This is a genomic window from Micromonospora sp. NPDC047620, from assembly GCF_043205005.1.
Taxonomy (GTDB): Bacteria; Actinomycetota; Actinomycetes; order Mycobacteriales; family Micromonosporaceae; genus Micromonospora.
In genome coordinates, this window is the sequence record NZ_JBIDDG010000005.1 from 32,573 (window position 1) to 55,536 (window position 22,964).

The 22,964-nt window shown below is 74.7% G+C and carries 23 protein-coding genes, 2 pseudogenes and 1 riboswitch; of the genes and pseudogenes, 10 read left to right on the forward strand and 15 right to left on the reverse strand.

From position 1 onward, the window contains the following. Positions 1-320 precede the first annotated feature (320 nt). Both ACGF5C_RS07260 and ACGF5C_RS07265 read left to right on the forward strand, forming a co-directional pair. Positions 321-458: pseudogene (locus ACGF5C_RS07260) on the forward strand (membrane protein insertion efficiency factor YidD); the annotation flags it as partial. A 46-nt stretch (positions 459-504) separates the two neighbouring features. Beyond that, positions 505-960: an ATP-binding protein gene (locus tag ACGF5C_RS07265; RefSeq protein WP_393297717.1), complete on the forward strand. Its 456-nt coding sequence runs from the start codon at positions 505-507 to the stop codon at positions 958-960. A gap of 170 nt (positions 961-1,130) precedes the next feature. On the opposite strand, the pseudogene ACGF5C_RS07270 reads toward ACGF5C_RS07265, so the two are convergent. After that, positions 1,131-1,355 (reverse strand): annotated as a pseudogene (locus tag ACGF5C_RS07270) (RNA polymerase sigma factor); the annotation flags it as partial. A gap of 240 nt (positions 1,356-1,595) precedes the next feature. Between ACGF5C_RS07270 and ACGF5C_RS07275 the strand changes: the two are divergent. The 3 genes from ACGF5C_RS07275 to ACGF5C_RS07285 all read left to right on the forward strand — a co-directional run bounded on the left by ACGF5C_RS07275 (position 1,596) and on the right by ACGF5C_RS07285 (position 4,572). Next, positions 1,596-2,834: a DUF2786 domain-containing protein gene (locus tag ACGF5C_RS07275; RefSeq protein ID WP_393297720.1), complete on the forward strand. Its 1,239-nt coding sequence runs from the start codon at positions 1,596-1,598 to the stop codon at positions 2,832-2,834. Between the two features lie 98 nt (positions 2,835-2,932). Continuing rightward, positions 2,933-3,301 carry a YciI family protein gene (locus tag ACGF5C_RS07280; RefSeq protein ID WP_393297723.1) on the forward strand — a complete coding sequence of 123 codons (369 nt, stop codon included), beginning with the start codon at positions 2,933-2,935 and terminating at the stop codon, positions 3,299-3,301. Further along, the gene (locus ACGF5C_RS07285; RefSeq protein ID WP_393297726.1) at positions 3,298-4,572 is read left to right on the forward strand and encodes an RNA polymerase sigma factor; all 1,275 of its coding nucleotides are present in this window, start codon (positions 3,298-3,300) and stop codon (positions 4,570-4,572) included. The genes ACGF5C_RS07280 and ACGF5C_RS07285 overlap by 4 nt, the downstream gene beginning before the upstream one ends. A 53-nt stretch (positions 4,573-4,625) precedes the next feature. Here ACGF5C_RS07285 and ACGF5C_RS07290 read toward each other — a convergent pair whose 3' ends face one another. From ACGF5C_RS07290 to ACGF5C_RS07320, 7 genes are all read right to left on the reverse strand, one after another. After that, complete coding sequence (locus ACGF5C_RS07290) at positions 4,626-6,062, reverse strand: alpha/beta hydrolase (protein WP_393298389.1); 1,437 nt, start codon at positions 6,060-6,062, stop codon at positions 4,626-4,628. Positions 6,063-6,344: 282 nt separating this feature from the next. Next, positions 6,345-6,614 (reverse strand): hypothetical protein, encoded by a 270-nt coding sequence (locus ACGF5C_RS07295; protein WP_393297729.1) that lies wholly within the window; start codon positions 6,612-6,614, stop codon positions 6,345-6,347. A 5-nt stretch (positions 6,615-6,619) separates the two neighbouring features. After that, complete coding sequence (locus ACGF5C_RS07300; protein ID WP_393297732.1) at positions 6,620-6,967, reverse strand: ArsR/SmtB family transcription factor; 348 nt, start codon at positions 6,965-6,967, stop codon at positions 6,620-6,622. Between the two features lie 265 nt (positions 6,968-7,232). Next, positions 7,233-7,433 (reverse strand): hypothetical protein, encoded by a 201-nt coding sequence (locus ACGF5C_RS07305; RefSeq protein WP_393297735.1) that lies wholly within the window; start codon positions 7,431-7,433, stop codon positions 7,233-7,235. Between the two features lie 258 nt (positions 7,434-7,691). Next, entirely contained in the window at positions 7,692-9,944 is a 2,253-nt protein-coding gene (locus ACGF5C_RS07310; protein ID WP_393297738.1) for a heavy metal translocating P-type ATPase, read from the reverse strand. Between the two features lie 10 nt (positions 9,945-9,954). Then, a complete protein-coding gene (locus ACGF5C_RS07315) occupies positions 9,955-10,956 on the reverse strand; it encodes a hypothetical protein (protein ID WP_393297741.1) in 1,002 nt (333 codons plus the stop codon). A gap of 29 nt (positions 10,957-10,985) precedes the next feature. After that, positions 10,986-11,195 carry a heavy-metal-associated domain-containing protein gene (locus tag ACGF5C_RS07320; RefSeq protein WP_393297744.1) on the reverse strand — a complete coding sequence of 70 codons (210 nt, stop codon included), beginning with the start codon at positions 11,193-11,195 and terminating at the stop codon, positions 10,986-10,988. A 146-nt stretch (positions 11,196-11,341) separates the two neighbouring features. On the opposite strand from ACGF5C_RS07320, the gene ACGF5C_RS07325 reads away from it, so the two are divergent. Beyond that, positions 11,342-11,644: a metal-sensitive transcriptional regulator gene (locus tag ACGF5C_RS07325; RefSeq protein ID WP_350681148.1), complete on the forward strand. Its 303-nt coding sequence runs from the start codon at positions 11,342-11,344 to the stop codon at positions 11,642-11,644. Positions 11,645-11,697: 53 nt separating this feature from the next. On the opposite strand, the gene ACGF5C_RS07330 is transcribed toward ACGF5C_RS07325, so the two are convergent. Next, positions 11,698-12,327, reverse strand: coding sequence for a DUF305 domain-containing protein (locus ACGF5C_RS07330; protein WP_393297747.1), 630 nt, complete (start codon positions 12,325-12,327; stop codon positions 11,698-11,700). A gap of 77 nt (positions 12,328-12,404) precedes the next feature. Then, the gene (locus ACGF5C_RS07335) at positions 12,405-12,971 is read right to left on the reverse strand and encodes a hypothetical protein (protein ID WP_393297750.1); all 567 of its coding nucleotides are present in this window, start codon (positions 12,969-12,971) and stop codon (positions 12,405-12,407) included. Positions 12,972-13,406: 435 nt separating this feature from the next. On the opposite strand from ACGF5C_RS07335, the gene ACGF5C_RS07340 reads away from it, so the two are divergent. Both ACGF5C_RS07340 and ACGF5C_RS07345 read left to right on the forward strand, forming a co-directional pair. Next, positions 13,407-14,759 (forward strand): YibE/F family protein, encoded by a 1,353-nt coding sequence (locus ACGF5C_RS07340; RefSeq protein ID WP_393297753.1) that lies wholly within the window; start codon positions 13,407-13,409, stop codon positions 14,757-14,759. Between the two features lie 166 nt (positions 14,760-14,925). After that, positions 14,926-15,057: riboswitch (cyclic di-AMP (ydaO/yuaA leader) on the forward strand. Positions 15,058-15,060: 3 nt separating this feature from the next. Further along, the gene (locus tag ACGF5C_RS07345; RefSeq protein WP_393297756.1) at positions 15,061-16,080 is read left to right on the forward strand and encodes a coiled-coil domain-containing protein; all 1,020 of its coding nucleotides are present in this window, start codon (positions 15,061-15,063) and stop codon (positions 16,078-16,080) included. Positions 16,081-16,294: 214 nt separating this feature from the next. On the opposite strand, the gene ACGF5C_RS07350 is transcribed toward ACGF5C_RS07345, so the two are convergent. Beyond that, complete coding sequence (locus tag ACGF5C_RS07350; RefSeq protein WP_393297759.1) at positions 16,295-17,083, reverse strand: carbonic anhydrase; 789 nt, start codon at positions 17,081-17,083, stop codon at positions 16,295-16,297. Between the two features lie 206 nt (positions 17,084-17,289). On the opposite strand from ACGF5C_RS07350, the gene ACGF5C_RS07355 reads away from it, so the two are divergent. Both ACGF5C_RS07355 and mycP read left to right on the forward strand, forming a co-directional pair. Beyond that, entirely contained in the window at positions 17,290-17,616 is a 327-nt protein-coding gene (locus tag ACGF5C_RS07355) for a helix-turn-helix transcriptional regulator (RefSeq protein ID WP_393297762.1), read from the forward strand. A gap of 50 nt (positions 17,617-17,666) precedes the next feature. Beyond that, complete coding sequence (gene mycP / locus ACGF5C_RS07360; RefSeq protein WP_393297765.1) at positions 17,667-18,917, forward strand: type VII secretion-associated serine protease mycosin; 1,251 nt, start codon at positions 17,667-17,669, stop codon at positions 18,915-18,917. A 170-nt stretch (positions 18,918-19,087) separates the two neighbouring features. Here the strand turns inward: mycP and ACGF5C_RS07365 are convergent, their stop codons facing one another. The 4 genes from ACGF5C_RS07365 to ACGF5C_RS07380 all read right to left on the reverse strand — a co-directional run bounded on the left by ACGF5C_RS07365 (position 19,088) and on the right by ACGF5C_RS07380 (position 22,963). Further along, positions 19,088-20,386, reverse strand: a complete 1,299-nt coding sequence (locus ACGF5C_RS07365) for a WXG100 family type VII secretion target (RefSeq protein WP_393297767.1) — start codon at positions 20,384-20,386, stop codon at positions 19,088-19,090. Positions 20,387-20,403: 17 nt separating this feature from the next. Next, positions 20,404-20,985, reverse strand: coding sequence for a hypothetical protein (locus ACGF5C_RS07370; RefSeq protein ID WP_393297770.1), 582 nt, complete (start codon positions 20,983-20,985; stop codon positions 20,404-20,406). Between the two features lie 33 nt (positions 20,986-21,018). Then, complete coding sequence (locus ACGF5C_RS07375) at positions 21,019-22,602, reverse strand: S8 family serine peptidase (protein WP_393297773.1); 1,584 nt, start codon at positions 22,600-22,602, stop codon at positions 21,019-21,021. An 82-nt stretch (positions 22,603-22,684) separates the two neighbouring features. Then, positions 22,685-22,963: a WXG100 family type VII secretion target gene (locus ACGF5C_RS07380; RefSeq protein WP_393297776.1), complete on the reverse strand. Its 279-nt coding sequence runs from the start codon at positions 22,961-22,963 to the stop codon at positions 22,685-22,687. Position 22,964: the final 1 nt, after the last annotated feature.

The following is a 22,964-nucleotide window of genomic DNA, read 5'->3' on the forward strand; positions in this document are numbered from 1 at the left end:
CCGGTTCGGGCTACTGACCAGCCGGGACGGACGGACCTACGCGCCACTGGCGGTCGACGGGCCCGTGCACCACGACGCGCCGCGGGCCCTGGCCCCGGACCGCTGGATCCGCCACGACGAGCGGACGGTGTACCTGTCCGACGACGGCCTTCACTGGCGACCGCTGGACCTCGGCTGAGTGACACCGAGGCGACCGCCGCGTACCGGCGTCGGAGCGGTCGGGGTGGGCAGCCGTCTGCGGACCTGCCGCGCCGAGCGGGGCCTGGGGTCGGCGGCGGGCCGGTGGCGGCACTGGCCCATGATCGGACGATCGGTGCCGGTTCTCCCCGACCTGCGGAGCGTACGGATTGACGGCGGTGGAGCGGTACGGTCTGGCGGTGGGCGGCCGGATGGCGGCCGAGCGGGTGCGTCGCTGCCGTCCCGGTGTGCCGCGCGGCACACACGACCCGGTGCGCTGACCGACCTGCCCGGCTTGAGCCGGGCGGGGGCGGGTACCACTCCCCCATGGGTCAGCTCAGCAGTTCGCCACCTCCGCCGCAGGCCGTCGAGCTGCGGCGGTGGACGTTGTCCGAGGGGGCGGACCTGCGCGGCCTGCGGGCGTCCCTGCACGAGGAGTTGACCGGCGACGTGCTCGGCGAGGGCGAGGCCCTGGAGGAGGTCCCCGAGCTGGTCGTGCTGATCGCCACGGAACTCGCCACGAACGCCCTGCGCCACGGGCGGCCGCCGACCATCGTCCGGCTGCTCGCCACCGACGACCACCTCGTCCTCGACGTCGCCGACCACGACCTCGGTTCCCTGCCGGAGCTCGCCTCCACGCAGCACGAGGGTGCCGGCGGGCGCGGTCTGCAACTCGCCCGCGCACTGTCCCTCGACGTCGGCTGGTACGCCACCGGCACCACCAAGAACATCTGGGCGTCCTTCCCCCGCACCGCCCGGCTGGGCGGCGCGCGGCACGCCTGACCGTCGGGCCGCCCGCACCGGCCGGGCAGTTCGGGCCCCCAGGCCCCCGTCTCCCGACGACCTACAACCGCCTGCCGGTCGACCGGCAGGCGGCGCAGCAGCGCCGCCCACCGTCGCGCCGACCGCCACTCGGTGCGTACGGCGTTGCTCGCCACCACCAGCAGCCAGGGCAGCACCGACCCGTCCACCAGGCGGGCCGCGTCCCTCCTCCGCCAGGCGACCAGGAAGGTGGCCTGGGTGACGTCCTCCGCCGTGCACCAGGAGCCGGTCAGCCGGAAGGCGTGGTTGTAGACCGCACGCGAGTGACGGTCGAAGAGCTGCCCGAACGCGCCCTCGTCGCCGGCGGCGACGGCCGGCCAGAGCTCCTCGTCGCAGGGCCGTGTCTCGGTCTTCACACCCCACTATGGCCGGGTCGCCCGGTGTTGTTGCGGCAGCCGCCACCCGAGCCGCCCGCCGGCAGCCGGACCGGCGGCCGGCGCCGGCCGGGCGGGACCGCCGCGCGTCCACGTGCCGCGGCGGGCTCCGGTGGCACCCGTCACGACCGGCGGACGGCGGGCGGGCCCGGGGGTACGTTCGGCGGGCAGGCGACGGTCGTTTCCGGGCGCGCCGGAGCAGACCCCCAGGAGGACGCGGCCGTGCCGGACGCCGAGGAACTGATCAGCGACGCCCTCGCGGCGGTACGCGGCACCGACGTACGCCTCGCGGAGCGGCAGTTGGATCGGCTGATGATCGGCACGGGCGCGACGGACGGCGCGACGGCCGTCGACGCCGCGCTCCTGCGCCGCCTGGTCCGCGGGGTCGGCCGGCTGGCGCCCCGCGGCTGGCAGCCGGTGGACCTGGCCCGGCTCGCCACCCGCCGGCTCGGTGCCCGGTCGGCCGGGCTGGTGATCGACGCGCTCGCGGCGCACCGCCGCGACCTGACCGGGCCGGTGCCTCCGTGGTGGGACGACCAGCTCCGCGACCTGGGCGCGCGGGTGTGGTGGGACGCCGACGGGGGCCACCTGGCCGCGTGGTCGGCCCGCGCCGGGTGGGACAGGTTCACCGCGCTGCGCGCGGCGGTAGACGCGTTGGCCCTGGTCGACGGGCTCCCGCCGGTCGCCGTGCTGCGCCCGCCGCCCGGCGCCACCGGGGCGGTCGCCGCGCGCGGCGGGTCCGGCGGCGGGTCGCGGATGCTCGACCGGGTGCGGGCGCTGCTGGCCAAGGCGGAGTCGACGACCTACCCGGCCGAGGCGGAGGCGCTGACCGGCAAGGCCCAGGAGCTGATCGCCCGACACAGCATCGACCAGGCGCTGCTGGCGGGCGTCGCCGAGCGCGCCGACCAGCCCGGCGGAGTGCGTCTCGGCACCGACCCCCCGTACGCGGGCGCCAAGGCGCTGCTGGTGCAGGAGGTGGCGGCGGCGAACCGCTGCGAGGCGGTGTGGTCCGACGACCTGGGCTTCACCACCGTGCTGGGCTGGCCGGCCGACCTGGAGGCGGTCGAGCTGCTCTACACCTCGCTGTTGGTGCAGGCCACCGCCGCGATGCTGCGCGGCCGGGGCGAGCGACGGGCCAAGGGCGCCGGCCGCCGCACCCGGGACTACGACGAGTCCTTCCTCAACGCCTTCGCGCTGCGGATCGGCGAGCGGCTGCGGGCGGCCACCGAGGACGCGGACCGGCAGGCGGCCACCGAGGCCGGGCCGGAGCGGCTGCTGCCGGTGCTCGCCACCCGCGCCGAGGCGGTGCGCGAACGCCTCGACACGCTCTTCCCCGGCGTCACCCGGGCCCGGCTCACCGTCCGCGACGCCGACGGCTGGTCGTCCGGCACCTCCGCCGCCGACCGCGCCTCGCTCGGCGGGGGCCCCAGCCCGAAGCGCCAGGTACGCGGCCGGCGCTGAGAATCTTCCCGCACCGCTGTCGGATCCGGCGGGTCGGCTCCGACCCTTCACCGGAGACGCGTCACCATGGGCGCGGCCGAGCGGACGAGGAGCACCCTATGAAGTACATGCTGCTGATCTGGAACCGTCCCGGGTTCGCCGAGGAACTGTCGGAGCAGGAACGCGCCGCGCTCTTCGGCGAGGTCGACGAGATCATGCGCGAGCTGACGGAGTCCGGCGAGCTGGTCGGCGGCCAGGCGCTGGCCGACCCGTCGCAGGCGCGTACGGCCCGGCTGGCCGGTGACCGGCCGGAGGTGACCGACGGGCCGTTCATGGAGAGCAAGGAGCAGTTCGCCGGCTACCTGATGGTCGACTGCGACAGCCCCGAGCGGGCCGCCGAGATCGCCAGCCGCTGGCCGGACGTGCGGCTGGGCTTCGGCGCGCTGGAGGTGCGGGCGGTCATGAACGAGGCCGGGACGGACATGTGAGCGGACGGCACGTCGAGGACCTGCTGCGCGAGTTGGCGCCGCAGGTCCTCGGCCTGCTCGTCCGCCGGCACGGCCAGTTCGACGCGGCCGAGGACGCCGTGCAGGAGGCACTGCTCGCCGCCGCCGTGCAGTGGCCGGAACAGGGCGTGCCGGACAACCCCCGGGCCTGGCTGCTCACCGTCGCCGGCCGCCGGTTGACCGACGAGTGGCGCAGCGAGCGGGCCCGCCGGGACCGGGAGGTCGCGGTGGCCGTCCGCGAGCCGGCGTACGCGACGGTCGCGCCCGCGGCCGACGAGGAGCCGCCGGCCGGGGACGACACCCTGACCCTGCTGTTCCTCTGCTGCCACCCGGCGCTGGCCCGGTCCGCGCAGGTCACGCTGACGCTGCGCGCGGTCGGCGGCCTGACCACCGCGCAGATCGCCAGGGCACACCTGGTGCCCGAGGCGACCATGAGCCAGCGCATCCGCCGGGCCAAGCAGCGGATCGAGGCTGCCGGGGCCCGCTTCCGCATGCCCTCGCCCAGCGAGCGGGACGAGCGGCTGCGGACCGTGCTCCAGGTGCTCTACCTGATCTTCAACGAGGGCTACACCGCCTCCGGCGGGCCGGACCTGCACCGGGCCGACCTGACCGCCGAGGCGATCCGGTTGGCCCGCACGCTGCACCGGCTGCTCCCCGACGACGGCGAGGTGAGCGGGCTGCTGGCGCTGATGCTGCTCACCGACTCGCACCGGGCGGCCCGGACCGGGCCGACCGGCGAGCTGGTCCCGCTCGCCGAGCAGGACCGCGACCGCTGGGACGCCGCCGCCATCGCGGAGGGGATCGCCCTGGTCACCGAGGCGCTGACGTGGTCGCCGCCCGGCCCGTACCAGCTCCAGGCGGCGATCGCCGCGGTGCACGCCGAGGCGTCGTCGGCGGAGCTGACGGACTGGCCGCAGATCCTGGCGCTCTACCGGCTGCTCGCCCGGATCGCCCCGAACCCGATGATCACCCTCAACCAGGCGGTCGCGGTGGCCATGGTGGACGGTCCCCGCGCCGGTCTGGCCCTGCTCGCCCCGCTCGACGCCGACGACCGCATCGCCGGGCACCACCGACTGGCCGCCGTCCGCGCCCACCTGCTGGAGCTGGCCGGCGAGCCGCAGGCGGCGCGGGCGGCGTACCTGGCGGGGGCCCGGGGCACGACGAGCCTGCCGGAGCAGCGCTACCTGGAGCTGCGCGCCGCCCGGCTGGCGACACCGACGAGTCCCGGCGTGCCCCGCCGAGAGCCGCGCTGACCGGGCGCGCCGGCCGGCGTGCGGCACGGGGGCGCACGCCGGCCGGTTCTCCGTCAGGCGACCGGGACGGCCGGGCAGCGGGTGTCGCGGGCGGGCACGTCGACCGAGATCAGATAGCGGTCGACCGCGTCCTGTACGCAGGCGCTGCGGGTGTAGTTGCCGTGCCCCCAACCCTCGTAGGTCAGCAGCACCCCCGAGCGGCCGAGCTGCCGCGCCACGTTCGTCGCCCAGTTGTGGCCGCTCGCCGGGTCGTGCCGGGTGTTGGCGAGCAGCAGCGGCACGTCGGTGCGGACCCGCAGCCGGTGCTGCGGGTTGGCGACCGGGGCCGGCGTGCCGAGGCACGTCGCGATCGCCTGCAGCGCCTGCGGGTAGCGCAGGTCGGGCGCGATCCGGGCCGCCCGGCGCAGGTGGGCGGCGTACTCCCGGTGGTCGCGGACCGGCAGGTGCCAGTCGGCGCAGAACACCGCGAAGGGGTGCGGCCGCACGGCGTCGTCGCCCGCAGCGGTGACGGCCGGGAGCCCGGTGGGAGCGGGCGGGGTCGCCCGCAGGGCCACGATGTCCCGGGCCAGTCCGGCCCAGTCCGGGCCGTACAGCGCGCGCTGGGCGAGCCGGCTGAGGTCGTACGGGGTCAGCGCCGCCCCGGGCCGGTCCGGGTCCGCCAGCTCGCCCCGCTCCGCGCGGGGGAACAGGCCCGCCCAGACGGCCCGGACGTCCTCCCCGTGCAACGGGCAGCTCGGCGTACGGGCGCACCAGGCGACGAACTCGTCGAAGGAGTCCTGCGCGGCGGCGGCCTGGGTGTCGAGGAACGCCCGGGTGCCGAGGCTGTGGTCGACCACGCTCTCCAGCACCATGGCCCGGACCCGGTGCGGGAACTCTTCGGCGTACTGCGCGCCGAGCAGGGTGCCGTACGAGCTGCCGTGGAAGGTGAGCCGGGGCTCGCCGAGCGCCGCCCGGACGGCGTCGAGGTCCCGGGCGGCGCTGCGGGTGTCGACGTGGTCGAACAGCGGCCCGGTCCGCCGCCGGCAGTCCTGCCGGAGCAGCGCGTTGTCGGCCAGGGTGGCGTCGAACCGGGCCTCATCGGTGATGACCTGGGGCTGCCGGTCGAGCAGCGCCACCGAGCAGAGCACGGGGTTGCTCCGGCCGATGCCGCGCGGGTCGAAGCTGACGATGTCGAACCGGCGGCGCAGGTCGTCGCTGAACCTGTCGTTGCGCAGGATCCGCATGACGCCGGAGTCCCCCGGCCCGCCGGGGCCGAACACCAGCGAACCGATCCTGGCGGCCGGGTCGGTGGCGGCGCGGCGGGCCAGGTGGAGCATGAACCGGTCGCCGTCCGGCCGGTCCCAGTCGACGGGGAGCGACAGGGTGCCGCACTCGGCGGTGCGGTCCTCCGCGCAGGGCTGCCAGGCGATGCCCGGCGCGGCGGCGGACGCGGCGGCGGACGCGGCGGCCGGCGCCGGTGGGCCGGCCGTGGCGGGCGCGGGCGCCGGCACGCCCGTCGCCAGCAGCGCGGCGGTCGCGCCGAGCGCCAGCGCCCGGAGCCGGAACGGACGCCGGTGTCCACCCTCCTCGTCCTGTCGGGCCCCGTCGCCCACGACGTCGGGCACCCGAGGTCGGTCGCTGCCGCGAGGGGCGGAGTTGCGTAAGCGCAGCACGGGATGCTGTCCTCTCGGTCGAAGGAGTGTTGCGATGAGAACTCGCCCACGGGCGAGGTGATGCTGCTTCCACCCGGGCCGTCGAGTTGGCGCTCGACGGCCCGGGGCCTTTCCCCTGCGCTAGTCGACGTCCTTCAGGACGCGTTCCAGCGACACCAACCGGGACTCCATCCCGCCGAGCCGGCCGTCGAGGGCCGCCAGCACCCGGGCGGAGGCCGCCTGGGCCTCCACGGCGGTCTGGGCGAGCCGCCGGTACTCCTCCTCGCGGGCCCCCGTCGCCCGGGCCCGCCGGGTCTTGGCGACCTGCACGATCGTCACCGTGATCACGCTGACGAGCAGGGTGAAGATCCCGATCGCCCCGACCACCTCGGTCCAGTCGTGCTCGCTCATGCCCGTCATCTCTCGTCCTCGTCCGGCCCCGCGCCGGATCCGGCGGTGAGCGTGTCGGCCGCCGCCGCGATGGCGGCAGGTGTGAGCGTGTACGTGAACGGACTCACCTCGTAGTACTTCATGGCCTTCCCGTCCTCCGACAACTCCAGGTGCGCGGACACGAGGCCGGCCGCCGAGAGCCTGCGCAGGTGCACCTGCACCAGCGCCCGGCTGATGCCGAGTTCGCGGGCGAGTTCGCTGACGTACGCGCGGCGTCGCGCCAGCACGGCGACCACCCGCATCCGGTGCGGGTTGGCCAACGTGGCCAGTACGCGCACCAACTCGTCGCCGGTGGCCGTCGGACCAGCGCTCATGACCAGCCCTTGCACATGCAAACGGACGCTAGCGGGTCAGCGTCCGGAGCGTCACCAGTGGACGGTCGATCTCAGGGACGGGTGGGGGGATACCCCTGTTCCTCCCCGGAGTCACCGGAGACCGGCGCGGGGGACGGCTCAGGGGCGGCTCAGGCGCGGCACTCGCGGGTCAGCTGCGCCGGGATGCCGGTGGAGGTGAAGCTCATCCAGGCGGCCGGGCAGGACGCCCGGGAGCCGGCGTCGATCCGGTCGGCGGTGTCCTCGATCAGGGCGCGGATCCGCGGGTCGGCGGCCCGCCGACCGGGGACGGGCTCGCGGTGGCACTCGCCGGAGCGGTCGGGCTCGCCGACGACGCGCCGGTCGGTGCGCCGGCCTTCTCCCGGGGCGCGTCCTGGCAGCCCACGGCCAGCACCCAGAGCGCCACCGTGGCGGCGGCGCGCCGCGCGTACACGACGGATCGGGACATGTGACCTCCCGTTCGCGGGTCTCGGCCGTCCGGCGGACGGCACGGGGGTCGACCGACGCCGGGCGGCGAGACGTCGTCCTGCCAACGAGTCCTCGGGGTACCCCGCCCGGCCACCGCCCAACCGCCCCGGCCACCCACCGTCGACGTGGCGAGCCGCGTCGGGTCCGTGTCGGCCACGGCGGTCAGGAAACAGGGATCTGCGAGAACGACCGCGCCGCCGGCCCCCTTTTGGGAGGACCGGCGGCGCGGTGGGCAGGGTCAGGCGACCGGGCGGAAGCCGCGCAGCCGCAGGCTGTTGGCGACGACGAAGACCGAGGAGAAGGCCATCGCGGCGCCGGCGATCATCGGGTTGAGCAGTCCCGCGGCCGCCAGCGGCAGGGCCGCCACGTTGTAGGCGAAGGCCCAGAACAGGTTGCCCTTGATGATGCCGAGGGTGCGCCGGGAGAGCCGGATCGCGTCCACGGCGGCCATCAGGTCGCCCCGCACCAGGGTCAGGTCGGACGCCTCGATCGCCACGTCGGTGCCGGTGCCCATGGCCAGGCCCAGGTCGGCCTGGGCCAGCGCGGCGGCGTCGTTGACGCCGTCGCCGACCATCGCCACCGTCCGCCCCTCGCCCTGGAGCCGTCGCACCACGTCGACCTTGTCGGCGGGCAGCACCTCGGCGATCACCTCGTCGATGCCCACCTCGGCGGCCACCGCGCGGGCGACCGTGGTGTTGTCGCCGGTCAGCAGCACCGGGGTCAGACCCAGCTCCCGGAGCCGCGCGACCGCCGCCCGGCTCGTCGGCTTGACGACGTCGGCCACCGCGAGCACGCCCCGGGCCCGCCCGTCCCAGCCGGCCAGCACGGCCGTCCGTCCCTCGGCCTCCGCCGTGGTCGCCGCCCGCGCCACCTCCTCCGGTACGTCGAGGCCGCGCTCGCGCAGCAGCCGGAGCCGGCCGACCAGCACCTCGCGGCCGTCCACCGTGCCGGTCACGCCGAGCCCCTCGACGTTGGCGAAGCCGGTCACCGGCGGCAGCACGCCCGCCTCGGCCGCGCCGGCGGCGACCGCCTGGGCGATCGGGTGCTCGGACGCGGCCTCCAGCGCCCCGGCCAGCCGGAGCAGCTCCGCCCGGTCCTCGCCGGCCGCCGGGAGCACGTCCACCAGGGTCATCCGGCCGGTGGTGACGGTGCCGGTCTTGTCCAGCACGACGGTGTCCACCTGCTTCGTGGACTCCAGCACCTCCGGGCCCTTGATCAGGATGCCGAGCTGGGCACCGCGGCCGGTGCCGACGAGCAGGGCGGTCGGCGTGGCCAGCCCGAGGGCGCACGGGCAGGCGATGATCAGCACCGCCACGGCGGCCGTGAACGCGGCCGTCGCGCCCGCCCCGGTGCCGAGCCACCAGCCGAGGGTGCCCGCCGCGAGGGCGATCACGATCGGCACGAAGACACCCGAGATCCGGTCGGCGAGGCGCTGCACCGCCGCCTTGCCGGTCTGCGCCTGCTCGACCAGCCGGGCCATCTGCGCCAGCTGGGTGTCGCCACCGATCCGGGTGGCGGTGACGACGAGGCGGCCGCCGGCGTTGACGGTGGCGCCGACGACGGTGTCGCCGGGGCCGACCTCGACCGGGACGGACTCGCCGGTGAGCATGCTCGCGTCGACCGCGGAGGTGCCCTCGTCGACCACCCCGTCCGTGGCGACCTTCTCGCCGGGCCGGACCACGAACCGGTCCCCCACCGCGAGCTGGTCCACCGGGATCCGGGTCTCCACGCCGTCGCGCAGCACCGCGACGTCCTTGGCACCCAGCTCGAGCAGGGCGCGCAGGGCCGCCCCGGCGGTCCGCTTCGCACGGGCCTCGAAGTAGCGGCCGGCGAGGATGAACGCCGTCACCCCGGCCGCCGCCTCCAGGTAGATGTTGCCGGCGCCGTCGGTGCGGCTGATGTCGAGGGTGAACGGGTGGGTCATCCCCGGCTCCCCGGCGGTGCCGAGGAAGAGCGCCCAGACCGACCAGCCGAACGCGGCCAGGGTGCCGAGCGAGACCAGGGTGTCCATGGTCGCCGCGCCGTGCCGCAGGTTGACCCAGGCCGCCCGGTGGAACGGCAGGCCGCCGTAGACGACGACCGGGGCGGCCAGGGTCAGCGACAGCCACTGCCAGTAGGTGAACTGCCAGGCGGGCACCATCGCCAGCACGATCACCGGCACGGTGAGCACGAGCGAGACCCACAGCCGGGTACGCAGGCCACGCAGCTCGTCCACGGGCTCGGCGGCCGGCTCCACGCCGGCGGGTGCGGGCGGGGGCGGCAGGGCGGCGGTGTAGCCGGTCTTCTCCACCGTGGCGATCAGGTCGTCCGGGCTGACGTCGTCGGCGTACTGAACGCTGGCCTTCTCGGTGGCGTAGTTGACCGTGGCGGTCACGCCCTCCATCCGGTTCAGCTTCTTCTCGATCCGGGAGGCGCAGGAGGCGCAGGTCATCCCGCCGATCGCCAGCTCGATCTGGTTGGGTGCCATCAGCAGTGGCTTGGTGGTGGTCATCACGGTCCCCTCAGTTGTGCCCGTGACCGGGGGCGCCGTGGCCGGCGTCGGCGGTCGGGGAGCTCGTGGCGGCGGGCGTGCGCGCCGCCGGGGTGCCCGTCGCGGCCGGCGTGGCCGACTCCGTCGGGGTGCCGGCGACGACGGTGAACTCGGCGGTGCGCACCACGCCGCCGTGCTTGAAGTCCAGGTAGAGCCGGTAGGCGCCGGCCGACGGCACCTCGGCGAAGAACCTCACCTCGGGGCCGGGCTTCGTCCGCCCGTCGCCCGGCTCTCCGTCGGGGTGCACGTGCAGGTACGCCAGGTCGCCCTGGCGCAGCGCCACCAGGTGGCCGTACGCGCCCAGGTAGGGCTCCAGGTCGGTGACCGGCGCGCCGTCGCGGTTGACGGTCAGGGTCAGCTCGGCGGTGCGGCCGGGCTGCGGGGCACCGGTGAGGGTGACGGTGTAGCCGTCGACCGTCGTGCTGGCCGCCGGGGCGGGCAGCGGCTGCTCGGTCAGGGCGCCGGGAACGGTCACGTCGACGCCGAGGGTCAGCGCCTCGCCCCCGGTGGGGGTGAAGTCCGCGAACGCCCGCCAGACGCCGGGCCCGCCCAGCGGCGAGTCGACCCGCCAGGTGCCGTCCGCCGCCATCTCGGGGTGCACGTGCCGGAAGCCGGACAGGTCGCGGCGGGCCACGATCAGGTGCATGCGCTTGTCGTGCGCCACGTCGTACGCGGTGACCGGCCGGCCGTCCGGGCCGGTGACCTGGAAGGCGAACTGCCCGGCCGGGGCGTCGACCGGTCGGAGGGTGTAGCCGCGGTCGGAGACGAGCAGTCCACCGGGCAGGTGGGCCGCCGCGCCGCCCTCGTCGCCCCCGTGTCCGGCCCCGCCGGTGTCCCCGTGGCCGTCCGCGGCGTCGTGGCCGGTCTCGGCGGCCGGGGCAACGGGGCCAGCCACCTGGCCGACCCCGTACGCCGCGCCGAAGACCGCCGCGAGACCGAGGACGAAACCGCTCAGTTTCGTCGCCGTGTTCATGGTGTGCCTCGGTTTCCCCGTGCCCGCCGTCAGGCGCCGACGAGGTCGTAGCCGGCCTCGTCGACGGCGGCGCGCACGGTGTCGGTGTTCAGTGGGCTCTCGCTGGTGACGGTGACCCGCCCGGTGGCGAGGTCGACCTGGACGTCGCTGACGCCCGGGATGGCGCCGACCTCGGCGCTGACCGAGCTGACGCAGTGCCCGCAGGTCATGCCCTGCACCTGGTACGTCGTGGTGACCATCGAACTCTCCTCTCGACGCCTCCAGCATATACCCCCCAGGGGTAATGGGGAGGCGGATGAACGCCTGCTCCGCTACCGATACCCGGTGGGGGTATCGACATGGAGGACCCTACCATACCCCCGAGGGGTACGCTATCCTGGATCGCATGACCACACCGACGCCCGCCCCGACCAGGGGCTACACCGCCAGCAAGGACCAGTTGCTCGCGCGGCTGCGCCGCGTCGAGGGGCAGGTCCGCGGCATCGAGAAGATGGTCGACGACGACCGCTACTGCATCGACGTGCTCACGCAGATCTCCGCGATCCAGGCCGCCCTGGACAAGGTCGCCCTCGGCCTGCTCGACGGACACGCCCGGCACTGCATGCACGAAGGGGCGGCGGAGGGCCGGGCCGACGAGATGGCCACCGAGATGATGGCCGCCGTCGGCCGCCTCATGAAGCGCGGCTGACCCGGCCGGCGGCGCCCCGGCGCCCCAGGGTGCGAGCGCCGGGGCGGCCCGGGTCAGAGCCGGCCGAGGATCTTCTCCATCGTGTCGATCTCGGCCTGCTGGGTGGTGACGATCTGCTGGGCCAGGGCCTTGGCCTCCGCGTTCACGCCCCGGGCCAGCTCGTCCCGGGCCATGGTGACGGCGCCCTCGTGGTGAGCGATCATCATGGTCAGGAACTGCCGGTCGAACTCCCGCCCGGAGGCCGCCGCCAGCTTCTTCATGTCGGCGTCGGACATCATGCCGGGCATGCCGTGGTCCATGTGCGGCGTCTCGGCGCCGGGCGACGGCACCGGCCGCCCCCAGGCCGACAACCAGCCGCTCATGGTGGCGATCTCGGGCGCCTGGGCGGCCTTGATCTCCCCGGCGAGCCGCTTGACCTCCGGGTCCGCCGCCCGCGTGGCGGCCAGCTCCGCCATCTCCACCGCCTGCCGGTGGTGCGGAATCATCATCTGGGCGAACATCGCGTCGGCGTCGCCGAAGGCGGCCGCGCCGGACGCGGTGGCCGCCGGCCCGCTGGTGGCGGGCGTGCCGTGCCCGGCGCCCGGGGACGAATGCCCGTCGCCGCCGCAGGCGGTCAGGACGAGGGCGGCGGTGACGGTGGCGCCGGCCAGGGCGGCACGGCGCGCGATGGTACGAGTGGTCACTTCTGGGCCTTTCGGTATCGGAACGTACGCAGCAGGACGGGGACGCGGACCGGCTGACCGGGCCGCGCCGGGGCGTCCTATCTGCGCAGCACCGAGACCGTGGCGAGCCGCAGGCCGACCGGCCGGGACGGCGGGGCACGGGGCGACCGGGCCGGCCCGCCCGACCCCTGGCCCGCCGGGCCGCCGGCGGGTACGCCGGCCAGCAGCAGCACGGCGAGCAGCAGCGGAGCGGCGAGCGCGCCCAGCACCGCCAGGCACACGCCCCACCAGGGCAGCTCGCCGCCCGACCCGCCGGACGGGAGGAACCGCTCGTGCGGGCAGTCGCCCGGGCAGCCCACCACGCCGGACAGCGCCGCCGGGACGACGTACGCGATGGCGGGGTCCTGACCGACCGGCGCGGCGGTGTCGTGACGGGGCAGCAGGGCGGTGACCTGACCGACCGGCGCGGCGGTGTCGTGACGGGGCAGCACCTGCGGCGCGCCGTCGTGCGCACCGGCCGCGGCGACGGGGTGCGCGGAAACCTCGGCGGGATGGCCCACGGCGTGCGAGCCGTGGCCGAGGGTGTGCATCGCGGCCAGGCCGAACAGCGTGCCGACGAGCAGCAGCAGCCGGGCCCATCGCCCCGCCGTCACTGTCGCCGCCACCCGCACACCGACCACGGTAGTCCCTGGGGCCGGCGCGTCCGGGGGCGACCGGCGCACCCGGCGGCGAATCCGCCCGGGACGAGACCACGGTGCCGGCCGCCACGGGACGGTCGACCGGGCGGTCCCCGGCAGTGACATGGTGGTGACCAGCGGTTGCCGGACCGGACGGCCCGCAGCCGACACCAGCCCTCACAACCTGCGGCCGGATGTCGGGATGGCTACCATTCGGCCGGTGGCCCTCCGCACTCCGCGCCGCCCGCGCCGCCGCCCCGACCGGGCGGCGGTATCGAGCGCCCGCGACCGGCCGGGCCGGGCCGTCGCGGTGCGCGACCGGCCCGCCACCCCAGGGCGATCCGCCGCGGCGGTCACCCGGGCACGCCGAACCGACCGGCCTGCCGGCACGTACCCCGCCCTGGATTCGTTGGGAGACACTCGATGGGCGCCGACCACACCCGTCCTGCACCGTCCGCCCCGCCGAGGGTACGACGGATCCTCGTCGCGACGGTGGTGCCCCTGTTCGTCGCCACCCTGATCGCGGCCCTGCTGCTCTGGCCGTGGGACGCCCCGGACGCCGCACCCGGCACCGATCCGCCCCGCCACCACGGCACGGTGACCCGGGTGGTGACCGAACCGTGCCCGCCCACCCCGGAGGCGCCGGAGGGCGCCCCGGACGCCGCGGAGGGCCCCTGCGGCACCGTGACCGTACGCGTCGACGACGGCCCCGACGCCGGCCAGCAGGTGGAGACGCCCGTACCGGCAGGGCCGGGGGCGCCGACGGTCGCGGTCGGCGACGAGATCATCCTGGTCCAGCTCACCGATCCCGCCGACCCCTCGACGAGCGCCTACAACATCGCCGAGCACCAGCGCGGCAAGCCGCTGCTCTGGCTGGTGGTGCTGTTCGCCGCCGCGATCGTCGCGTTCGGGCGGTGGCGGGGGCTCGCGGCGCTGGCCGGCCTGGCGGCGAGCTTCGCCATCCTGCTGACCTTCGTGCTGCCCGGCATCAGCGCCGGCAGCCCACCGCTGCTGGTCGCGGTCGTCGGCGCGGCACTGATCATGTTCGTGGTGCTCTACCTGACGCACGGGGTGACCGCGCAGACCTCGGTCGCCGTGCTCGGCACGCTGGGCAGCCTGGTGCTGACGGGCGTGCTCGGCACGATCGCCACCGCGGCGACCCACCTGACCGGGTTCGGCAGCGAGGACGCCACCACGTTGTCGATGTTCCAGGCCGACGTCGACCTGCACGGCCTGCTGCTGGCCGGGATCATCATCGGCTCGCTCGGCGTGCTCGACGACGTCACCGTGACGCAGGCCGCGACGGTCACCGAGCTGGCGCACGCCAACCCGGGGCTGTCCCGGATGCAGCTGTACCGGGCGGCCACCCGGGTCGGCCGCGCGCACATCGCCTCGACGGTGAACACCATCGTGCTGGCGTACGCCGGGGCCTCGCTGCCGGTGCTGCTCCTGCTGACCGCCGACTCCCGGGCGGTGAGCCAGATCCTGACCAGCGAGTTCCTGGCCCAGGAGATCGTCCGCAGCGCGGTCGCCACCCTGGGCCTGATCGCCGCCGTGCCGCTGACCACCGGGCTCGCGGCCGTGGTGACCACGGCCGGCCGGCGCGGCGGCGAGCCAGCCGACCGCGGCGCACCCCCGACCCCGCCGACCCCCCGGCCGGCGGCCGACCGATCCGAGGCGCTGGAGGCCCTCAGCGGGCCGCGCGCCGGAAACACCCCCTCCGCCGCCCCCGCCGGGTGGTCCGACCGAAACGGGAGCACGGACACCGCATGGTGAAACTCCTCAGCGTGACCGATCAGGGCGTCCCGCCTGATAAACGCGTCACTGGTCACCCTCCGCCGTTACGAAATAACGCATTTAGTCGGCATAGGGACGTAGATCCCCGGGAGGGCTCTCGGGTAACCTCGCTGCCGGTCACCGCCGAAGGCGCGCAGCGGCGCCTGCGGTGCCGCCGCCCAATCGCCGCCAGGCGAGCCGGGGACCCAGGTACATGGGGTGAATCCGCGACAGCGGTAGGGGCCACTTCCGCCCCGAACCCGTCAGCTAACCCGGTCGGCGGTCGACGGAAGGGAAAACTGTGACGGCACCCCTACGCCGCTGGTTGACACCTGTGGTGGCCGTGATCGCCGCCCTGGCCGTCTTCGCCGGGCCCCTCCCGGCGGCGGCCGCACCCACCCCACCGGCCCAACCCTCCGGCCACGGGGACGACGAGCCCAAGCTGCTCAACGACCTGATCGAGACGCGGAACCGCAGCTACGTCCAAGCCAAGGCGAAGCTCGCGAAGTCGAAGAAGCGCCAACTGGAACTGGCCCTGGAGGTCGACCGGGCGCAGGCCGACCTGGCCGCGCTGGCCCCACAGGTGAGCCAGATCGCCGCCCAGTCCTACCGGACCGGGCGGATCGGCGCGGTGTCGATGCTGCTGGACACCACCAGCCCCGACTCGTTCGTCAAGCGCGCCGCCGCCCTCGACGAGCTGAACCTGGTCAACTCCAAGAAGCTCGCCGAGGTGAACGCGGTCAAGAACCGCGCCGAGCAGGCCAAGCTGGCGCTCGACGCCGAGGTTCGCGAGCAGACGAAGCTGACCAACGAGATGGCCCGCGGCAAGCGCGAGGCGGAGAAGGCGCTCGCCCTGGTCGGCGGCAGGGGGCTGACTGGCGGCAAGGTGGTCGCCACCTCGCCGGTGGCCCGGATGGCACCGGGTCGTACCGCCGACGGCGACTGGAAGCCCCTGTCCTGCACCGAGAACGACCCCACCACCTCCGGCTGTATCACCGCGCGCACCCTGCACATGTACAAGGAGGTCAAACGGGCCGGCTTCAACCGCTTCGTCGGCTGTTACCGCTCCGGCGGGCCGTACGAACATCCGAAGGGCCGGGCCTGCGACTGGTCGCTGCAGAGGAGCGGCTTCTCCCCCTGGCACAACGACGACACCTACATGTACGGCAACAACCTGACCGCTTTCCTGGTCCGCAACGCCGACCGGCTCGGCATCTACTACGTGATCTGGAACCGGCAGATCTGGTTCCCGGCGACCGGCTGGAAGTCCTACAGCGGCCCGTCGAACCATACGGACCACGTGCACGTGTCGTTGCTCTGACGGCAGCCAACGACAGGGCCGCCTCGCGTCTGCGGGGCGGCCCTGTCGGCGTCTGTCGCCGTGTCGGCGTCCGTGGCCCTGCCGCGTCCATGGCCTGTGGTTGCCCGCGGCCCTGCCGGCGTCTGTGGCCTGTGGTTGCCCGCGGCCCTGCCGGCGTCTGTGGCTCTCGCCGCCGGGGCGTAGGGCGTCCGGGCCGGGCGAGCGCGGGAACCGGTCAGGCGAGGGCGGCGCTGGCGGCCGGCTGTGCCCCGTCGACCGCGCCCGGCCCGGTGGGCGCGGCGGCGATCTCCCGCGCCTCGCCGGTTGGCACGGCGGTGACCGCCCGCGCCTCGCCGGCGGCCAGCCGGTACGACATGCCCACGACGCCGCAGCGCCCGGCGGCCACCTCGGCGGCGAGCACGGCCGACCTGTCCAGCATCGCCTCGACCGTCTGCGCGATGTGGATGTCGACGATCCGGTCGATGTCGTCCACGCCCTCGGCGGCGGCGCGGCGCAGACTGGGCACCACGGCGTCCACCACGGCGCGCAGGTGCCCGGCCGGGGGCGTGCCGGTGGCGTCCGCCGTACGGGCCGCCTGGACGGCCCCGCAGGAGTCGTGCCCGAGGACCACCACCAGCGGCGTGCGCAGGACCGTCACGGCGTACTCGACGCTGCCCAGCACCTCGGGGCCGACCGTGTGCCCGGCGGTGCGCACCACGAAAAGGTCGCCGAGGCCGCGGTCGAAGATGATCTCCGCGGCGAGCCGGGAGTCGGAGCAGCCGACGATCACCGCGAACGGGTGCTGCCCGTCCGCGACCGCGGCACGGTGCCCGGCGTCCTGGTTGGGGTGGCGTGGGGTGCCGGTGACGAACCGGCGGTTGCCGGCCTGCAACTCGGCGAACGCCTGCTCCGGATCGCCCGGAGTGGGGAGCGCGTCCCGCACGGCGGTCGAGCCTCCCGGTGCCGGCTCCGACGACTTCCGCTCCGGGCCCGGCTGCGCGCCGGGGGATCCGGGACGACTCATCTCCCTCACCTCGTCCCTCACGTGAACGACCTGGTCATCCCGGCCGACGCTGGACGCGGGCAGCCCCACGGTCACACGCACCCGAAGATACGTCAAGGGATGCGTGATATGCATTTCATATGTTCGCGCCCGGCTGCGGACGCCGGGCGGGCCTCCCGCGCGAGGGCGCGGCGGAAAACCCGAAAGGCGCGCCATACGATGACGACATGGCGACGACAGGGGAGAACGGGAGCACCCGGAACTGGACGTTCCTCACGAACCACGGGCACGTGCTGCTCGCCATCGCCCGCAACCCCACCGCCCGGCTGCGCGACGTCGCGGACGAGGTGGGCGTCACCGAACGAGCCGCCCAGGCGATCGTCGCCGACCTGGAGGCCGGCGGCTACCTGAACCGCACCCGGGTGGGCCGGCGCAACGAGTACACGATCAACCCGGCCGGGCGGTTCCGGCACCCCGCCGAGGCCGACCGGCAGGTCGGTGACCTGCTCGCCCTCTTCACCGACGAGGCGACCGAGAGCGCCGAGCACCCCTGACGCCGGAGGCGGCGGCCCCCGCCGTCGACGCGCGACGGTAATCTCACCGCGTGCGCGACAGTTTCCGACCGGGCGGGACCGAGCCGGCCCGCCGTCCTGGGCGCGGTGCCCGCGCCGTCCTCTGTGGAGCGGCCGTGGTCCTGCTCGGCACCGCCGTCGTCGCTCCGTCGCCCGCCTCGGCGGCGGTCCCCCGCTGTGGCCCTGCCGGCGTGGCCGCTCCCGCCGAGAAACCGTGGCCGATGCACCGGCTCGAACCGGAATCGGCCTGGCGGCTCTCCCGGGGCGCCGGCGTCACCGTCGCGGTCATCGACTCCGGCGTCTCGGCCAGCCACCCCGTCCTGCAGGGCCAGGTCAAGGTGGGCCAGGACTTCAACGGCCTGTCGCAGCAGCAGGGCCGCTGCGACCTGGCCGGGCACGGCACGATCATCGCCGGCATCATCGCCGGGCGGGAGGACACCGGCGGGCCGTTCACCGGCGTCGCACCGCAGGCCAAGATCCTTCCGATACGCGTCCTGCAGGACACCAAGACCACCCGCGACGAGGACCTGCCCGAGCAGATCGCGGAGGCCATCGAATACGCGGTGCGGAACGGCGCCGACGTCATCAACCTGTCGCTGGTGACCCTGGACACGGAGCGACTCAAGTCGGCCGTCGACTACGCCCTCGGCGAGGGTGTCGTCGTGGTGGCCGCCGCCGGCAACCGGCAGGAGAACCAGCAGGACCGCGACGCGTTCCCGGCCGCGTACGAGGGCGTGATCGCGGTCGCCGGGGTGGACGAGCAGGGCGGGCACGTGGGCAGCTCGGTGGCCGGGGACTACGTCACCATCGCGGCGCCCGGGCTGAACATCCTCGGTCCCGCGCCCGGCGGCACGGGCTACCTGTTCCTGCCAGAGGGCGGCACCAGCTTCGCCGCCGCGTACGTCTCCGGGGTGGCCGCGCTGGTCCGGTCCGCCCACCCGAACCTCACTCCGGCTCAGGTGAAGGACCGGCTGATCCGGACGGCCGACAGCCCGCCCGAGGGGCGGAACGCCGAGGTCGGCCACGGCGTGGTGAACCCGTACCGGGCGGTGACGAGCCTGCTCGGCACCCGCACCGACCCGCCAGCCGGCGCTCTGCCGGCGCCGCCCCCCACCACGGACCCGCTGGCCTGGCAGGGCACCGTCGCGCTCTGGGTCGCCGCTGTCGGCGCGCTCCTCGCCACGCTGCTGCTGGCCGTCAAGCCGATCCTGATCCGCGGCCGGCGCCGGGGCTGGCGCCCGGGTCGCCGCCCGGCCGGGCCCGACACCGCCCCCACCGCCTGACGCCCACGCCGACGCACCGCACCCACGCCGGCGGAAACGAAGGCCGGGCCGAAGCACGGCGGCAGTGGAGACTGGGCGAAGCCTGCGTCACCGGTCGACGGCGCGCAGGACGCCGGACAGCGCCGAGCGCCGCCCACCACGTCAGGTGGACGGCGCTCGGTAGGACGATGTCAGCGCAGGATACCGGGCGCGCCGCCGCTGTCCGCGCCCCAGACGTCCTCGTCCTCCTCCAGCCAGGTGTTGCGGGACAGATCCTCGTCGCCGTAGCCGGCGCCACCGGCGCCGCCCATCCCGGCGATGCCGCCACCGCGTACGCCGGCGCCCTTGGCGCCCGCACCCGCCGCGCCCGCGCGCGCGCCGCCCCGGCCGGCGTTGCCGGCCGCGCCGCCGCCCATCATCGGGCCCATGCCGCCCATGCCGAGCTTGCCGCCCCGGCCGCCGCCGCCCCGGTTGGCGCCGGCCGCGCCGCCGCCCATCATGGGCATCATGTTGGGGGTCACGGGCCGGCCGAGCGAGCCACCGCCGGGGATTACGCCCCCGCCGCCACCCAGCCCACCGCCACCGCTGCCGCCGAGCCCACCGCCGCCGAGGCCCGAGGTCCCCGGCAGCCCGCCGCCGCCGAGGCCGGACGTGCTCGGGGCGGCACCGGCCAGACCGCTGCCGTAGTCGTCGGCGAGGCTGTCGGTGCTCGGCGTGTAGCCGTCGCTCGGGTCGTAACCGCCGCCGGTGAGGTCGGGGTGCGTGCTGGAGCCGATGTCCGGGTTCCCCGTGCCGGGCATGTCGGCCGAGTTGAGCGACGGCGTGCCGCCCATGCCCGGCATGCTGCCGGTGGAGGGCATCCCGCTCATGCTCGGCACGTTGCCGGTGCTGCCGGCACCGGGCCCACCGTTGAGGTTCGGGGTCTCCACCCCCGGGGTCTCGACGCCGAGCGGCGTGGTCTGGCCGGGCGTGCCGGAGTCGATCGACGTGTACTCGCCGCTGACCTGGTTGTAGACCTTGGCCGCCTCGTCCGACCTGTCGTTGATCCAGTCCGCGAGCGAGGTGAGCGGGTCGAGCAGGCCGAGGAAGTCGGGCTTGACCTTCATCTCGAAGAAGCCGGTGCTGATCACGAGGCGGCCGTTGCGCGCCTCCAGCACGTCGTTGACGCAGCTGGCGGGGATCGGGAACTCGGCCTGCGCGGCGCTCAGCTTGTCGGCCGCGTCGTTGAGCGACTGGACGATGCCGTTCTGGCTCTGGGCGTCCTCGACGATCCGGCCGGTGTCCTTCGCGATCTGCTCGACGTGGGTCTTGAAGGAGTCGTACGCCGGCCCCTTCCACACCTCACCCAGATCCTTGACGTTCTTCTCCAGGCTCTCCTTGACGGAGTTCAGGTTCTTCAGCAGTTGGTCCCAGCCCAGCGCGGCACTGGCGACGTCGCCCGGCCGGCCCGCAATGACGACCTGCTGGCACATCTCTTCCCAGCTCGGCATCCTGTCACCCTCCCCGTTCAGCCGTTGGATCCGCTGGTGGAGGCTTCGCTGAAGGCGCGCTCCATCTCGGCCGCGGACATGGCGTTGGCCTTCTCCGCCGTCTCGTAGTTCTCCTTGACCTCACGCAGCGCGTTCGCCGCCTTGTAGAGGTCCTGGGCGAGCTTGCGGACGTTCTGCTGCGTGGTCGTGAACAGGCTGGAGTGCTTGCGGGCGAGGTCCCCGGCCCGGTCGAAGCCGCCGAGCGGGCTCGACCCACCGCCACCCACGGCATTCACGCCGGCGGCGCCGGCGGTGCCGCCCATCTTGTCCTGGATCTCGACCATCGTGTACGACTGCTTGTTCAGGAACGAGGCGTGCGACTCGAGCCACTCGATGGCGCTGTCCAGGCTGGACGCGTCCCACTCGGTGTTGTCGCCGCTCTCGCCCGCCCCCGGCACCAGGCCGGAGGGCGTCTGCGCCCGGTTGACGTTGTCCATCGTGATGCCACTGACGTGCACCGTGGGTGCCAGCGGCGTGATGGGCATGTAGGGGGTGTCCACCCGGATCTCGTCCGGCTGCTCCGTCCTGTCCACCCGTGGGCTCGTCCGGTCTTCCGTCATCGGTTCCTCCCCGTCGCCGACTGACAATCTGGCTTATTGCTGGTGCCCGCCGGGAGCCGGCGGAGGTGGCGGTGCCGTCGGTGCGGCACCCGGCGGCGCCCAGGCACCGGTCTGGGGTGCCGAAGGCACGCCGTACGGGTGAGGCCCGCCGGGCGGCGTCGGGCCGTACCCGGACGGGGGGCCCGCCTGGGTCGGCATCCCCGTCGGCACGCCGCCAGGCGGCGGATACCCAGGCGGGCCGACCTGCGGGTTGGTGGGTGGCATCCCCGGTGCGCCGCCGGCCGGCGGGTAACCGGGGGGCGGCGGGTACCCGGGCGGGCCGGCCTGCGGGCCGCCGGGTGGCGGGAACCCGGGCGGGCCGGCGGGTGGCGGGAACCCGGGCGGGCCGGCGGGTGGCGGGAACCCGGGCGGGCCGGCGGGCGTCGTCTTCCGCCGGGACCGGCGCACCAGCACGATCACGACGATCAGCAGGACGAGGGGCACGGCCAGGCAGAGCGCCGCCTGGATCAGCGCACCCGGTCCCTTCTTCATACTGATCTCCACGGCGGGATGGTCGTCCACGGCCGGGTTGGTCGCGCCGGCGGACGGACCGGCAGGGGTCGCGGCGCCGGCGAGCAGCGGGTGCGCGTCCACCGCCGGCACGGACCTGGACAGCGCGGCGAGCGGGTCGACCACGCCGAAGCCGTACTGGCTGTCGCGGCCGGCCGGGCCCTTGTCGCGGGCGGTACGGATCAGCCGGTTCACCACGTTGGCCGCGTCGAGGTCCGGGTACTTCGCGCGGACCAGCGCCGCCACACCGGACGTGATGGCGGCGGCGTCGCTGGTGCCACTGCCGAGGCCGTAGCCGTTGTGCGAGACCGACTTCGGCCGGGGGGAGATGATGTCCTCCATCGGCGAGGCGAGCACCGCCTCCGGCCCGCCGATGCTATCGGCGAAGTGCCCGCCGTCCTTCGCCAGGCCGGTCACCGCGATGACGCCGGGAATGTTCGCCGGGCTGCCGACACTACGCGCGCCCTGCTTCCGGTTGCCGGCCGAGGAGACCAGCACGACGTCCTTGTCCAGGGCGTACCGGACGGCCGCGACCTCGGCCGGGGTGGGCTGCGAGTCGGAGCCGACGGACATGTTGATCACGTCCGCACCGGCGTCGGCCGCCCAGCGGATGCCCTCCGCGAGGTCACCCGAGTTGAAGGAGGCGCCCATGGAGACGGGCAGAATCTTCGCCTCCGGGGCGATGCCCAGGTGACGCATCGCGCCACCGCCCTTGGACGCGATGATCCCCGCCATCGCCGAGCCGTGGGCCACCTTGGCATCGTCGTCGCGGCGGCCATCGGGGGCCGCGCCGGCCGTCACGCCCTTGCCTGGGAGGACCTGGCCGCGCAGATCGGGCAAATTCGCGTTGACGCCGGTGTCGATGACGGCGACGGTGACACCCTTGCCCTTGGTGATCTTGTGGGCCTGCGGGATCTTCAGAAAGTCGAGGTACCACTGGAGGCCGCGCACGGTGTTGGCGTGTGCCGGAGCCGGCGCGACCAGCGGACCGGTCCCGGCACCGACGGCCAACGCCACCGCGGCGACGGCCACCCTGAGCAACGGCCGCGAAGGCTTCCCCGTACGCATGACTCTCCCAGGACCTCTCGGCGCACAACGCGTCGCGGCTCCGGCCCGGTCGAACCGGACCGGAGCCGCGTCGGCGTTCGTGTCAGTTCCACGCCTTGGCGTTGCTCATCTCGGTGCTGACGTAGTTCTCGCGGGCGATGCCCACCGCGCCACCGATCTCGTTCAGGATCTTGTTGATGTCCCGAACGGCGGCATCCCACTGCGACTGGTGCTGCTCGTAGGCGGCACGGTCCTCACCGTCCCACTGGAGCTTCGACAGCATCGAACGCAGCGTGTCCAGCTTCTCGTCGATGGTCCGCGAGATGGCCTGCATCTGCTGGTTGCTGCTCTCGAGAACGGCGTAATCAACCTTGATGCTCATG

Coding starts and splice junctions, on each gene's coding strand:
- ACGF5C_RS07375 (WP_393297773.1), bottom strand. CDS start 22,602: ATGCGTACGGGGAAGCCTTCGCGGCCGTTGCTCAGGGTGGCCGTCGCC.
- ACGF5C_RS07310 (WP_393297738.1), bottom strand. CDS start 9,944: ATGACCACCACCAAGCCACTGCTGATGGCACCCAACCAGATCGAGCTG.
- ACGF5C_RS07370 (WP_393297770.1), bottom strand. CDS start 20,985: ATGACGGAAGACCGGACGAGCCCACGGGTGGACAGGACGGAGCAGCCG.
- ACGF5C_RS07325 (WP_350681148.1), top strand. CDS start 11,342: ATGACCACACCGACGCCCGCCCCGACCAGGGGCTACACCGCCAGCAAG.
- ACGF5C_RS07295 (WP_393297729.1), bottom strand. CDS start 6,614: ATGAGCGAGCACGACTGGACCGAGGTGGTCGGGGCGATCGGGATCTTC.
- ACGF5C_RS07265 (WP_393297717.1), top strand. CDS start 505: ATGGGTCAGCTCAGCAGTTCGCCACCTCCGCCGCAGGCCGTCGAGCTG.
- ACGF5C_RS07300 (WP_393297732.1), bottom strand. CDS start 6,967: ATGAGCGCTGGTCCGACGGCCACCGGCGACGAGTTGGTGCGCGTACTG.
- ACGF5C_RS07305 (WP_393297735.1), bottom strand. CDS start 7,433: ATGTCCCGATCCGTCGTGTACGCGCGGCGCGCCGCCGCCACGGTGGCG.
- ACGF5C_RS07315 (WP_393297741.1), bottom strand. CDS start 10,956: ATGAACACGGCGACGAAACTGAGCGGTTTCGTCCTCGGTCTCGCGGCG.
- ACGF5C_RS07380 (WP_393297776.1), bottom strand. CDS start 22,963: ATGAGCATCAAGGTTGATTACGCCGTTCTCGAGAGCAGCAACCAGCAG.
- ACGF5C_RS07350 (WP_393297759.1), bottom strand. CDS start 17,083: ATGAGTCGTCCCGGATCCCCCGGCGCGCAGCCGGGCCCGGAGCGGAAG.
- ACGF5C_RS07280 (WP_393297723.1), top strand. CDS start 2,933: ATGAAGTACATGCTGCTGATCTGGAACCGTCCCGGGTTCGCCGAGGAA.
- ACGF5C_RS07340 (WP_393297753.1), top strand. CDS start 13,407: ATGGGCGCCGACCACACCCGTCCTGCACCGTCCGCCCCGCCGAGGGTA.
- ACGF5C_RS07320 (WP_393297744.1), bottom strand. CDS start 11,195: ATGGTCACCACGACGTACCAGGTGCAGGGCATGACCTGCGGGCACTGC.
- ACGF5C_RS07355 (WP_393297762.1), top strand. CDS start 17,290: ATGGCGACGACAGGGGAGAACGGGAGCACCCGGAACTGGACGTTCCTC.
- ACGF5C_RS07365 (WP_393297767.1), bottom strand. CDS start 20,386: ATGCCGAGCTGGGAAGAGATGTGCCAGCAGGTCGTCATTGCGGGCCGG.